The organism is Paraglaciecola sp. L1A13 (assembly GCF_009796745.1).
Taxonomy (GTDB): Bacteria; Pseudomonadota; Gammaproteobacteria; order Enterobacterales; family Alteromonadaceae; genus Paraglaciecola.
This window is the reverse complement of record NZ_CP047024.1, coordinates 173,825-186,861: the sequence shown is the minus strand read 5'-3', so window position 1 is coordinate 186,861 and position 13,037 is coordinate 173,825. Positions and strand designations below refer to the sequence as shown.

13 protein-coding genes are annotated in these 13,037 nt (G+C 43.3%); 12 read left to right on the top strand and 1 reads right to left on the bottom strand.

The window, feature by feature from the left end; translation table 11 throughout:
- The first annotated feature begins 237 nt into the window (after nt 1-237).
- From prlC to ubiB, 5 genes are all read left to right on the top strand, one after another.
- Complete coding sequence (gene prlC / locus GQR89_RS00820) at nt 238-2,280, top strand: oligopeptidase A (protein WP_158768297.1); 2,043 nt, start codon at nt 238-240, stop codon at nt 2,278-2,280.
- Nucleotides 2,281-2,311: 31 nt separating this feature from the next.
- Complete coding sequence (locus GQR89_RS00815) at nt 2,312-3,019, top strand: DNA-3-methyladenine glycosylase I (RefSeq protein ID WP_158768296.1); 708 nt, start codon at nt 2,312-2,314, stop codon at nt 3,017-3,019.
- A gap of 148 nt (nt 3,020-3,167) precedes the next feature.
- Nucleotides 3,168-3,980 (top strand): bifunctional demethylmenaquinone methyltransferase/2-methoxy-6-polyprenyl-1,4-benzoquinol methylase UbiE, encoded by an 813-nt coding sequence (ubiE, locus tag GQR89_RS00810; protein WP_158768295.1) that lies wholly within the window; start codon nt 3,168-3,170, stop codon nt 3,978-3,980.
- Nucleotides 3,981-4,622, top strand: a complete 642-nt coding sequence (locus GQR89_RS00805; protein WP_158768294.1) for an SCP2 domain-containing protein — start codon at nt 3,981-3,983, stop codon at nt 4,620-4,622.
- A gap of 3 nt (nt 4,623-4,625) precedes the next feature.
- Nucleotides 4,626-6,260: a ubiquinone biosynthesis regulatory protein kinase UbiB gene (gene ubiB / locus GQR89_RS00800; RefSeq protein WP_158768293.1), complete on the top strand. Its 1,635-nt coding sequence runs from the start codon at nt 4,626-4,628 to the stop codon at nt 6,258-6,260.
- Nucleotides 6,261-6,318: 58 nt separating this feature from the next.
- Here ubiB and GQR89_RS00795 read toward each other — a convergent pair whose 3' ends face one another.
- Nucleotides 6,319-7,242, bottom strand: a complete 924-nt coding sequence (locus GQR89_RS00795) for a hypothetical protein (RefSeq protein WP_158768292.1) — start codon at nt 7,240-7,242, stop codon at nt 6,319-6,321.
- A 118-nt stretch (nt 7,243-7,360) separates the two neighbouring features.
- On the opposite strand from GQR89_RS00795, the gene tatA reads away from it, so the two are divergent.
- The 7 genes from tatA to hemB are packed head-to-tail and all read left to right on the top strand — an operon-like array spanning nt 7,361 to nt 12,966.
- Nucleotides 7,361-7,621, top strand: coding sequence for a twin-arginine translocase TatA/TatE family subunit (gene tatA, locus GQR89_RS00790; RefSeq protein ID WP_158768291.1), 261 nt, complete (start codon nt 7,361-7,363; stop codon nt 7,619-7,621).
- Between the two features lie 14 nt (nt 7,622-7,635).
- Nucleotides 7,636-7,935: a Sec-independent protein translocase protein TatB gene (tatB, locus tag GQR89_RS00785; RefSeq protein WP_158768290.1), complete on the top strand. Its 300-nt coding sequence runs from the start codon at nt 7,636-7,638 to the stop codon at nt 7,933-7,935.
- A gap of 6 nt (nt 7,936-7,941) precedes the next feature.
- Complete coding sequence (gene tatC / locus GQR89_RS00780; protein WP_158768289.1) at nt 7,942-8,706, top strand: twin-arginine translocase subunit TatC; 765 nt, start codon at nt 7,942-7,944, stop codon at nt 8,704-8,706.
- Nucleotides 8,703-9,254, top strand: a complete 552-nt coding sequence (locus GQR89_RS00775) for a hypothetical protein (RefSeq protein ID WP_158768288.1) — start codon at nt 8,703-8,705, stop codon at nt 9,252-9,254. The genes tatC and GQR89_RS00775 overlap by 4 nt, the downstream gene beginning before the upstream one ends.
- 1 nt (nt 9,255) lies before the next feature.
- Nucleotides 9,256-10,044 carry a TatD family hydrolase gene (locus GQR89_RS00770; RefSeq protein WP_158768287.1) on the top strand — a complete coding sequence of 263 codons (789 nt, stop codon included), beginning with the start codon at nt 9,256-9,258 and terminating at the stop codon, nt 10,042-10,044.
- Nucleotides 9,933-11,954: a diguanylate cyclase gene (locus GQR89_RS00765; protein ID WP_233269041.1), complete on the top strand. Its 2,022-nt coding sequence runs from the start codon at nt 9,933-9,935 to the stop codon at nt 11,952-11,954. The genes GQR89_RS00770 and GQR89_RS00765 overlap by 112 nt, the downstream gene beginning before the upstream one ends.
- Before the next feature lie 10 nt (nt 11,955-11,964).
- On the top strand, nt 11,965-12,966 hold the full coding sequence (gene hemB / locus GQR89_RS00760; protein ID WP_158768286.1) for a porphobilinogen synthase: 1,002 nt from the start codon (nt 11,965-11,967) through the stop codon (nt 12,964-12,966).
- Nucleotides 12,967-13,037: the final 71 nt, after the last annotated feature.

The window sequence follows — 13,037 nt, the reverse complement described above, 5'->3', positions numbered from 1 at the left end:
ACACGATATAAGGTTAGCCACCACAAAGACAAATGAATTTTCTAATCAGCTTAATCGTTATTGATAAACCAGTGCAAAATAGACCGAGCATCGATGAATTAACTTACACAGTAAATAAATGACGAGAATGCTTTGTTCAAACCACAATCATTTTAATCAAGTTTTAGCCAACCACTTGAATTTAAACCTCGCCCCCCTTATTTACTACTCATCATTTCGTCGACCAAAGAGTTCACTATGTCCCTAAGCCCGCTGCAAGATTTATCTGGATTACCGCGTTTTTCAGACATTACACCAGAGCAAATACAGCCCGCCGTTGAGCAAGCCATTAATGACGCAAAGCAAACGATAGAAACATTACTCGCCCAGCCGTCTTACACCTGGGACAACTTTGCCGCCAAGCTTGAGGATAAAGACGACGAACTCGGTCGTATGTGGTCGCCTGTTTCTCATATGAATTCAGTGGTCAGTAATGATGACCTAAGGGAAGCTCACGACGCTTGCTTGCCGCTCTTGTCTGATTATGGCACATGGATAGGCCAGCATAAGGGTTTGTACCAAGCCTACCTGCAAATCCAGAACAGTGACGAATTTGCTGAACTAGATGAAGCAAAACGTAAGGTCATTGAAATCACAGTCCGTGACTTTGAATTGTCAGGTGTTGGCTTAGACGATGAGAAAAAACAGCGTTATGGCGAAATCAAAAGCCGTCTGTCTGATTTGTCGTCCACCTTTAGCAATAATGTAATGGATGCCACTTTAGGTTGGCAAAAACATATTACTGATGAATCACAGCTCGAAGGCTTACCTGAGTCAGCCCTTGGCGCAGCTAAACAATTAGCTGAAAGCAAAGAATTAGACGGTTGGTTATTCACCCTAGATATACCCAGCTATCTGCCTGTAATGATGCATGCTGATAATCATCTACTGCGTGAAGAAATGTATCGTGCATTCACCACCCGCGCCTCGGATCAGGGTCCGAATGCAGGCAAGTGGGACAACGGTCCGCTTATTGATGAAACTATGGCTTTGCGCCAAGAATTGGCCCAGTTGTTAGACTTTGCTAACTATGCAGAGCGTTCATTGGCAACCAAAATGGCTGAATCGACTAGCCAAGTTAAGGGCTTTTTACATGACTTAGCAGCCCGCTCTAAGCCGCAAGCTCAGCAAGACCTCGCTGAACTAGCCGACTTTGCAAAAAAACAATTTAACAAGCCTGAACTTCAAGCGTGGGACTTTGCCTATTATAGCGAAAAGCTCAAGGAGCAAAAGTACGCCATTTCAGACGAGGCTTTACGCCCTTATTTCCCTGCTCATAAGGCGGTAGACGGATTATTTGAGGTAGTCTCTCGCTTGTACGGACTGCAAATCGCTGAACGTGACGGCGTTGACACTTGGCATGACGATGTTCGTTTTTTCGATATCAAAGATGCCAGTGGTGAACTTCGAGGCAGTTTTTATCTCGATTTATACGCTCGGGAGCATAAACGAGGCGGCGCATGGATGGACGAATGCCAGACCCGCCGAGCTAAACCAGATGGATCGGTGCAGTTACCGGTTGCTTACTTAACCTGTAATTTCAGTGGACCAGTTGGTAACAAGCCAGCGTTGTTTACCCACGACGAAGTTATTACCTTATTCCACGAATTCGGCCACGGAATTCACCACATGTTGACCCAAATTGACGTCGCTGGCGTATCGGGTATTAATGGTGTGGCTTGGGACGCAGTTGAATTACCGAGTCAGTTCCTTGAAAACTGGTGTTGGCAGCCTGAAGCCTTAGCATTTATCTCTAGTCACTATGAGACCGGTGAATCTTTACCTAAAGATTTACTGGATAAAATGTTAGCGGCTCGTAACTTCCAGTCGGCCATGCAAATGGTTCGTCAGCTGGAATTCAGTCTGTTCGATTTTACCTTGCACGAGAAATACAGTAGCGAGGAAAAAACGTCTGTTCAGGCCTTACTCGATGATGTGCGCAGTGAAGTTTCGGTGGTTATGCCTCCTGAATTTAACCGCTTCCAAAATAGCTTCGGGCATATTTTCGCTGGTGGTTATGCTGCAGGTTATTACAGCTATAAATGGGCAGAAGTACTTTCTTCAGATGCGTTCAGTCGTTTTGAAGAGGAAGGGATCTTCAACCAACAAGTTGGTCAAGATTTCTTGAATAACATTCTTGAAAAAGGGGGCAGCAAAGAGCCCATGGAGCTATTTGTTGCTTTCAGAGGGCGGGAGCCAAAAGTAGACGCACTATTAAGGCACAGCGGCATTGAAGAATAAGTAAAGTAAATCTAATTAAGCAGGAGTCAGGGTGAGCGAAAACGTTTTAGCAAATTTGGAAAATTATCAGGCCATTTATCAACGAGCCTGTGAACGAAAAGGCGGCCCTGACGCCGTCGAAAGCTTACTTAGTGATCCTTTATCAGCTCATGACGTCGCCCAACTGGGTGATGATCGTTTTTTGGCTGAATTTAGTAAAAAAGTTTTCCAATCCGGCTTTGTATGGCGTGTAGTACGTAACAAATGGCCGGAGTTTGAACGGTTGTTTTTCGAGTTTAATCTGGACAAAGTCTTGCTTATGCCAGAAGAGATGTTGGAAAAACGCGCTCAAGATCCGGCCATTATTCGCAACTATAAAAAAGTCAAAACAATTCAAGAAAACGCGATGATGATTGACTCGGTACGTCGAACCCACGGTAGCTTCGCGCAATTTGTAGCGAACTGGCCTGCCACCGATATCATTGGTTTATGGGCTTACCTTAAAAAACACGGCGCCCGATTGGGTGGTAATACTGGCCCCTACGCTTTGCGTGCCTTAGGCAAAGATACCTTTATACTCAGTCGCGATGTCAGCAGCTATTTTACTCAGCGCGGTATAATCTCCGGCGGGGTCAATTCGAAACGTAGCCTTAACGCAATCCAACAAGCATTTAATCAATTGCAACAAGAAAGTGGGCGTTCGATGCAGGCACTTAGTATTTTGATTGCTATAAGCGTTGGCGACAATCTCTCAGCGTAAAGTTTTAGACATAGATTATTGATGATAGTGGCTGGTTCGTAGGGTAAATAATCTTTTGCTACAAACTGCACGTATAACAATGTAATTTTTTTAGATTGGCACTGTTAATTTCGTTACACTAGCGCCAAGAGTTTATTAAGGAATTGACATGAGCGTCAGTGAGAACAATGCCACTACAGCGGCCAATCCAAGTGCTAGCCAAGAGCAAGCCTCGGAATCTTCAGAAAAAACCCATTTCGGTTTTCAGCAAGTAGATAAAAATGCCAAGGCTTCTATGGTTGCCGAGGTTTTTCAGTCAGTTGCAGCCAAATACGACATTATGAATGATGTGATGTCCATGGGTATTCATCGTTTATGGAAGCGTTTCACCATAGACTGCAGTGGTGCTAGAGCTGGCCACAAGGTGCTTGATTTAGCGGGCGGCACTGGCGACTTAACCGCAAAGTTCTCACGCATAGTGGGTGAAAGCGGCGAAGTCGTATTAGCTGATATTAATGATGCGATGTTGCGTGTGGGCCGTGACAAATTACGCGATAAAGGTATTGTGGGTAATGTTCAATACGTGCAAGCCAACGCTGAAGCCTTACCTTTTCCTGACAACAGTTTCGATATTATTACCATTGCCTTTGGGTTGCGTAACGTAACCGATAAAGACAAGGCCTTAGCATCTATGTATCGAGTCCTTAAGCCCGGTGGACGTTTATTGGTATTGGAGTTTTCCAAACCAACGAGCGAAGTATTAAACAAAGTATACGATGCCTATTCTTTCCATTTGCTGCCTAAAATCGGTGAGTTAGTGGCAAAAGACGGCGATAGTTATAAATATCTTGCGGAATCGATTCGCATGCATCCAGAACAAGACGTGCTTAAAGGCATGATGGAAGATGCTGGCTTTGAGCAAGTGACTTATCATAATTTAACCGGCGGTATTGTTGCGTTACATCGCGGGTTCAAATTTTAAATGTTAGTCGGGCAACTGCTAAGCGCAGGCATTGAATTCACCCTTAACCAGCTTATACAGCTCGACCCTGATTGCCAAGGACGACTGAAAAAGTTATCTAATAAGCAGCTGCAGGTCACAGTAAAAGAATTACCCTGGTCACTGCTGTTTAGTTTTTCCCAGCAAATTGACGTTAGCACGCTTACGCCTAGCGACCAGGAGACGCCATACGAATCGACAGCTGATTGCCATATCACGTTAGACATTAGTACTCTGGGCGAGCTGAAAGATAGCAGTAAAATCAGTCAACTTATTCAACAGGGGAAGTTAGATTTAGCCGGTGACATAAATGTCGCACAAGGCTTTAGCAACCTAATGAAAGAACTCGATATTGATTGGGAAGAACAGCTATCTAAATATACTGGCGATGTAGTCGCTCATCAAACATTTAGCAGCGTTAAATCATTTTATACCACCGCCCAACAAGAAATTGAAAAGTTAGCTGATCAGTTTAGTACACGGCTAACGCAGCCCGACGCAGTTGCCGTTACACCAGCAGAGGTGGAAAACTTCTGTGAGCATGTGAACACTTTACGCAGTGGCTACGACAGGCTTGAAGCCCGTATCGATAATTTAATAGCCTCACAACAGGACGACAAGTAACCCGTGCGGATCCTTCGTTTATACCAAATCAACAAAGTTTTTTTACAATACGGCTTAGATGAGCTCATTCCAGAAAAATGGCTACCTTGGTATGCCAAGCTCGGCCGCTTCGGTTTTTTTTGGCTGCGAAATAAACATAAAGATAAATCCCAGGGCACACGAATTAGGCTTGCTCTGCAGTCATTAGGTCCGGTATTTATCAAATTCGGCCAGATGCTGTCTACTCGTAAAGACTTATTAAGCCTTGATGTAGCCAACGAACTAGCTATATTGCAAGACCAAGTTGCCCCATTTGATAGCGAGGTAGCCAAGCAAACCATCCGTCACGCCCTTGGTCTGAAAGATTTAAGTGAGTTGTTCAGTGAATTCGATAGCACCCCCTTGGCATCAGCGTCCATTGCCCAGGTGCACGCAGCTAAACTAATTGGTCACAGCGAAGAAGTTGTTGTGAAGGTTATTCGTCCAAATATTGGCTCGGCTATTCATGCTGACATCCAATTAATGCGCACTTTCGCTAACGCTTTGCAAAAGTTATTACCTGATGGCAAGCGTCTTCGCCCAGTTGAAGTGGTAGCTGAGTACGAAAAGACCATCGTTGGCGAACTCGATTTACTCAATGAAGCAGCCAACGGTATTCAATTTAAACGTAATTTTGAAAATTCTACCGCCCTATATGTTCCACATATATACAGTGATTATTGTCATGCAAATGTGATGGTCATGGAACGAATTTACGGCACGCCCATATCAGATATAGCCACCTTGGAGGCACGTGGCACAAATATGAAAAAACTCGCGGAGCGTGGTGTTGAAGTATTTTTCACCCAAGTATTCAGGGACAGCTTTTTCCATGCGGACATGCATCCTGGAAATATTTTTGTCGCATTGGACAACCCCGAAGATCCACAATATATCACCATTGATTACGGCATTGTAGGCACCTTAAACAGTGAAGATAAGCGCTATCTTGCTGAGAATTTTATTGCCTTCTTCAACCGTAATTATCGTAAAGTTGCTGAATTACACGTGGATTCAGGCTGGGTACCTAGCAACACCAGTATTGACGAGTTTGAAGCGTCTATTCGCCGTGTATGTGAGCCTATTTTTCAAAAGCCGTTAGCGGAAATTGAGTTCAGTAATGTGCTATTACAACTGTTTAATACTGCTCGGCGTTTTAACATGATTATTCAGCCACAATTGGTGTTATTACAGAAAACATTGTTATATATCGAAGGCTTAGGCCGCCAACTTTATCCACAATTGGACTTGTGGAAGACCGCAAAACCTTTTCTTGAAAATTGGATGCGTGAGCAAATCGGCGTGAAAGCCATGTATAATAAAGTGTCAGCAAATTTACCATTTTGGTCTGAAAAACTACCTGAAATTCCTGATTTGGTGTACGACTCGCTGCGCCAAATGAAGCGCTACCCTGAACAGCAAAAGTTGCAATTTGAAAAGCAACAATGGCAGGTTAAACAACAACAACGTCGCTTAGTTTTTACCATTATCGGTGCCACCTTATTGATCGTGTCCAGTGTCATGCCTATCTATAGTCAACATTGGTGGTTACCCGCAGGTGTGGCAACAATAGGCATAGTAAGTTGGTTGATCGCATGGCGCTGCCGAGTCGCAGAATAATCTTAAAACGAAACGTGCGTGCCATAGTGACCTGCTGCCTATTTAATGCACGCTGCGTTTAGGTATGGCCGAAAAAGCCTTCAACTCTTAAAGCTAAACCATAAGATGGAGCAAAGTGCTCATCTCGCCGCATTAAAATAAAAGGTTCTACTTCATAAAATAGCCACTTTCTTAGGGCATTCTGACGCCAACGCACACTGACATAATGTTCGTTTAGTTGGTAGTTTGGCCGACTCAAACCCTCAATATAATAACCACTGATAATGGCTGTTTTCTCGTCAAACTGATGTAGGCTTTGCCAGCTATGCCGCCACAGCCAGTCTTCAGTTTTGTCGCGGTAGTAAAAATTATTGTCGAAGCGGTATAAGGTTGCTGCGGTTGCACTGTAATCAAATTTAGTTGAAAAGTGACTGCCAAAACCATCATCACTGTAATAATAAATTGAGCCTTCGACACGCATTAAGGTATCAGTCGTCAAAGAATAATGATTACGATAGCGACTTTTTACGAAAGTTTGGAATCCGCGGCCCACTCCAATTCGATGGGAAAACCCACTATTTGGCCGAGACCGCCAGCGTAGTGCGAGATTTAATCTGTCTTTATCACCAAAATTATCGTCTTGACCTAAACGTTCATTACCTAGCTCAGTTTCATCATCATAGTCTGACAACACCACATCTAAACGGTTTTTAAGATTCGGTAAACGCACCCTTACTCTGAAGCGATTTTGAAATTGATTGAGTGAACGAGTACGCGGCTCCCAGCCAAGCCGAATGCGGGCTTCAGCCTGAGCAGTTTCTTGATGCATTACCCCGTCGAGAAAAAAGAAATCATCAAACCATATCGCTGAATCTTGTACTGACTGAGCAATATTTTCATGCATATCATCGAGCCAAGGATAATCTGGCTGTGGCTCGTTTTCTTCCCCGTTGCAGTAAAATGCGCTAAACATAAACAGCAAAACAACGTGTTTTATTTTCAATACCGCACTCCCTGTTTTTTTAACTCTCACTGTGCATTGAAATGTTTGCTTAATCAAATCCAGTGACCTTTTTAATTTGCTACGTATAATGGGGCCAAATATTTAAGAGGAGTATGTTATGTTCGGTATTAGCCCAATGCAGTTGATCATCATTTTAGTGATTGTAGTTTTACTTTTTGGCACTAAAAAACTTCGTAATATGGGCGGAGACTTGGGGTCTGCAGTCAAAGGATTTAAGAAAGCAATTTCAGATGAAGACAAAGAAAAAGACGCTGATTTTAAAGCAGATGGAAAAGTCGAAGATACCACTACTGACAAAGAAAAAACGGTTCAAAATAATGTCAAAAGTGAATCAGATACAAAGGCTAAAAGTGAGTAACGCGAGCATTATCCATGTTTGATATCGGCTTTTTAGAATTATTAGTCATTGGTGTTGTTGCCTTGTTGGTGCTTGGACCTGAACGTTTGCCTGGTGCAATTCGTTCAACCCTGCGCACTGTGCGCAGTGTCAAAAGTATGGCCACTGGTTTTCGTCAGGAGGTTGAGCAACAATTTAAAATCCATGAGTTGCATGAAAACCTGAAGAAAGCTGAGCAGCAAGGTCTTGAAAACCTATCGCCAGAGCTGCAAAAATCCGTTGATGAACTGCGTGATGCAGCGAAGTCTGTTCAAAAACCTTACGAAAAAAAGTAGTCACGGATGTCAGATCCAAATAGCTTAATTGCCCACTTAGTTGAATTACGGGGCAGAGTTTTAAAAGCGGTATTGAGTGTGTTTGTGGTATTTTTATGTCTGGTGTATTTTGCCCAAGACTTGTATCACTGGCTCGCCACCCCGCTATTAGAGACTCTGCCAGAGCACGCAGAAATGATTGCCACAGATGTAGCATCACCATTTTTTGCCCCTTTTAAATTAACACTCGTACTATCATTTTTTATCGCCATACCTGTGGTGCTATATCAGATTTGGGCATTTATTGCGCCAGGCCTGTATCGCAATGAAAAACGTTTAGTCGCGCCGTTATTATTTTCCAGTACCCTGCTTTTTTACTCCGGTATGGCCTTTGCTTATTACGTGGTATTTCCTTTGGCTTTTGCGTTTTTTACTGGCGTTGCCCCCGAGGGTGTAACAATTAATACTGATATCAGTAGTTATCTCGATTTTGTGCTAAAAATCTTTTTTGCCTTTGGTTTATCGTTCGAAATACCGGTGGCTATTGTACTCATGTGTTGGACGGGAGTGAGTACCCCTGACGCTCTGCGGGCGAAGCGCCCTTACGTGATCGTAGGTGTGTTTACTTTGGGTATGTTGTTAACCCCTCCCGATATTATTTCGCAAACCTTGCTGGCCATTCCAATGTGGATACTGTTTGAAATCGGTATTTTGGTTGGGGGTTTTTATGCAAAACGCAAAGTAGAGCCTGAAGAAGAAGAACAAAAAGAAAACGAACAGGAGCCATTATGAAAATTTTTGTTATCACACTAGGATTACTTTTTAGTGCGGTATCCAGCGTCAACGCGCAAGATATCATTAGCGAATTAAACGTTTGCCGTGCTGAAAGTAGCAATACGCAGCGTTTGGCTTGTTATGACAAACTATCATCAATAAATCCGAAAGATATTAAAAGTCATGTCCAAGCGGATGTTATCAACAAAACGGATACAGCTGTTTCAGCCCCCTTACCTGTTGTAAAAAAAGAAACCGCAAAACCTGTTGCATCACAAAGCTACGCTAGTCGAGACAATCAGGTCAAAAACTTCGGCCTTGCAAAAATAATTGAACCAGAACAGAAAATCGAAAAAATCACTGCAGATGTTATTGATACTAAAAAAGATCCTTACGGTAAACTTATTGTTAGCTTAGAAAATGGTCAAGTATGGCGGCAAACGGGTAACTCTACCTTAAGAATCAGAACTGGTGATCAGGTTTACGTTGAAGAAGGCATGCTAGGTTCATATTTTTTAAGCAAGGAATCGAGCAATAAACGTATTCGAGTGAAGCGGTCTAAATAGCGTGCAATGGTTTGATGTTGGCGTAAATGTTCCTAGTGACGCAAGTACATTAGCCCCTATGCTTCAGCGTGCTGTTGATGTTGGTGTCACGCAAATAATGCTAACGGGTACTAACATCACTATCAGTCAGCAGGCTGCTGACTTGGCGCACCTGTACCCAGAGCAAGTTTTCAGTACTGCGGGCATTCATCCTCATTATGCTGAGCTTGCTCCCAATGACTTTATTCAAAAAATTAGAACATTAGCCAAGCAACCACAAGTTGTTGCTATTGGCGAGTGCGGTCTAGATTTCAATCGTGACTTTTCTCCTAGAGACATACAATTAGCGGTTTTCGAACAACAACTTATTCTCGCCTGTGAGTTGGGCTTGCCGGTATTTCTTCATGAGCGCGACGCATTTAATGCGCAATACAGGTTGCTTGAAAAATACAGCAAGCAGTTGAATGGCGCCGTAGTACATTGTTTTACAGGCAATAAGGAACAGATGCAGGCTTATTTGGCATTAGGTTTTTATATTGGGATTACAGGGTGGGTAACCGATGAGAAGCGTGGTACCGACCTTAGAGATGCCATGGCGTATTTACCCATCGAGCGTTTAATTTTAGAAACAGATGCCCCCTATCTCAAGCCGAAAAAATTATCCAGCGACAAAATTGTCGGCGTAAAGCAGAACGAACCTTGTTATTTGCCCGTTATCGCCAAAACATTGGCTGCGTTAATGGATACTTCAATCGAATCATTGGCTACGCACAGCAAACACAATACTCAACAGCTATTGGCGTTGGGTTAATTACATTGGCTATAAACGCGTTATTCCGCAACGTACTTACCCAGCGCGCTGCGGTTCAGTTGTTGTCAATTACCTGTATCTTATTATTTTTGAGTACGGTGTTTTCAATAAAACTGCAGACACCGGCACAATTATCGCAAAGCACATTGCTATATTTACAAGACGCTAAACAGCAATATCAAATACACACCTTACCAGAACCTTCGAGTAATGAGTGGCTCGTGGCCCAAGGGTTTCAGCTGGGTTTAGACATCTCAAAAACGCCGTATTGGTTAAGCTTTACCGTTCCCGCGCTTGATCCTGCCGAGCATTGGTTGTTGGAGCTAAACAACCCACTTATCGATCAAATATCCGTGTGGCTTTTAGAAAACGACCAGTTACTCAACTTATACCAAACCGGCGACGCATTAAAGTTTTCGTCTAGGCCTATGCCATACGAAACTTTTTTATTTCCACTGCCTAAATACGATCAACAATTACGAATTATTATGCGTATTAGCAATGAAGGAACGCTGCAATTGCCTATAAACCTATGGCCTGAATCACGATTTTTAGTTTTTAATGGTGAGCACAGCATTCTAATGGGGCTATTTTTTGGTGTGCTGGTCACTATGGGCCTAAGCAGTCTTTTCATTTTTGTTATTAGTCGCCAACCCGTATTTCTGTTCTACGCTGGTTATGTTTTTAGCTTCGCTTTACTCTTAGCCTCAATGCAAGGCTTGGGGTATAAATATGTATGGCCAGATAACCCATGGCTGCAGCAACACAGCGTGGCGATCTGGGCTAATGCCACTGCATTTTGTACCATCATATTCACCAATATATTGCTCGATATAAAAAGCATCAGTAAACGACTACATAAAATCCTGAATGGAATAGCTATATTTTTTGCTATTAGCTTAGTGCTTTCTTTATTAATACCAAAAGCCTGGTTTATGGCACCGTTTTTATTCGCTCTGGGCGCTATTTGTGTGCTTATGTATGGCTTGGGTATTTGGTGTTGGTACAAACAAGTCCATTTAGCACGCTTTTACACTTTGGCTTGGACGTCACTATTAATCAGTTGCCTGATTGCTTGTTTAGATCACCTAAACTTTATCTCGCTAGCTATTTCATCAAATTATTTATTGATGTTGGGCGTTATCATCGAAACGTTCTTACTCGCCTTAATGTTAGGCCTGAGTGTAAATCGTCAGCGCAGGCAATTGTTCAGCGTGCAAAAAGAAGCCCTGCGCAAAGAACGCGATATGCGAGCGGTGCAAGAGGAAGTGTTGGAGCAACAAAATAACGCTCAAGAAGCGCTTGAATATAGTGTGCAAGAACGCACGTTAGAACTAGAAATTGCTTTGCGTGAATTATCCGAAATTAACCGTGAACTAGAAGAAAAGAATACCCTCGATGCATTGACCGGTATTCGAAACAGACGTTATTTTGATAAAAAATATCTTGCAGAAGTGCGCCGTAGCCGTCGAGAACGCACAGAACTGGCGGTCGCTATGATAGATATTGATCATTTTAAGCGTGTGAATGACGAGCATGGGCATTTAGTAGGCGATGACTGCATTAAGTTTGTGGCTGAGCGCTTGAAAAAAGCCTTAAAACGCCCCACTGATGACGTATGTCGTTACGGCGGCGAAGAGTTCGCTATTATTATGCCTAGCACCGATTTAGCGGGCGCTAAAGATTTATTAGAGAGAGTACGAGCGGATATACATGATAGTCCCGTATACAGCGCTGGGGTATCTGTAAGCTTGACCGTTAGTATCGGTTTAACAAGCGCCGTAATGGATCCTCAGCAAAGTGAAGACACATTGATTGGCTTTGCCGACCAATTGCTCTATCAAGCCAAGAATAACGGACGAAACTGTATTATCACCACGCAGTACTCCAATACCGACCAATCTCAATAGGACAGCAACCATGGCCGAAACTTTCCCAAATATTCGTATGCGACGCATGCGCCGTCATACCTTTACCCGAGATTTAATGGCGGAACACCAGCTAAGTGTCAAAGATCTTATTTATCCTGTTTTCGTGTTAGAAGGTAAAAACCAACGTGAGAGCATTGCATCTATGCCCGGTGTTGAACGCTTATCAATTGATTTACTGGTAGAAGAAGCGAAAGAGTTATATGCCCTTGGCATTCCAGCGCTGGCGTTATTTCCCGTTACTCCCCTGGAGCGGAAAACTGAATGTGCTAGCGAAGCTTTTAACCCGGATGGTTTGGCTCAACGAGCCGTAAGAGCTATTAAAAGCGCACTACCAGATATGGGCGTTATCACTGACGTAGCCCTTGACCCATTCACATCACACGGCCAAGACGGGCTACTGAATGATGATGGTTATGTGTTAAACGATGAAACCATTGAAGTATTGATTCAGCAAGCATTGTCTCATGCCCAAGCAGGTGCCGACATTGTTGCGCCATCCGATATGATGGACGGCCGTATAGGTGCTATTCGTCAGGCACTTGAGAGTCATGGTTTTATCAATACATGCATCATGGCTTATTCCGCTAAGTATGCTTCCCACTATTACGGACCGTTTCGTGATGCAGTCGGCTCTGCGGGCAATATCAAAGGCGGCAATAAAAAAAGTTACCAAATGGATCCCGCTAATTCTAACGAAGCGATAAGGGAAATTGCGCTAGATATAGCGGAAGGTGCCGATATGGTAATGGTTAAACCTGGTATGCCTTACTTGGATATAGTGCGTCGCTGCAAAGACGAATTTTCGGTACCGACTTTTGCTTACCAAGTCAGTGGCGAATATGCCATGCACAAGGCGGCCTTTTTGCAAGGTTGGCTGGACGAAGAAGCAGTGATTATGGAATCATTATTGGCCTTTAAGCGCGCTGGCGCAGACGGCATTCTGACCTATTTCGCCAAACAGGCTGCGCAGATTTTAGCGCGAGATAAGTAACCTAGATTTAATATGAAGATTAGCTAAAAGGTTAGCTGAAAGATTAATGACAGGCTGTACGGTGCGCTGGC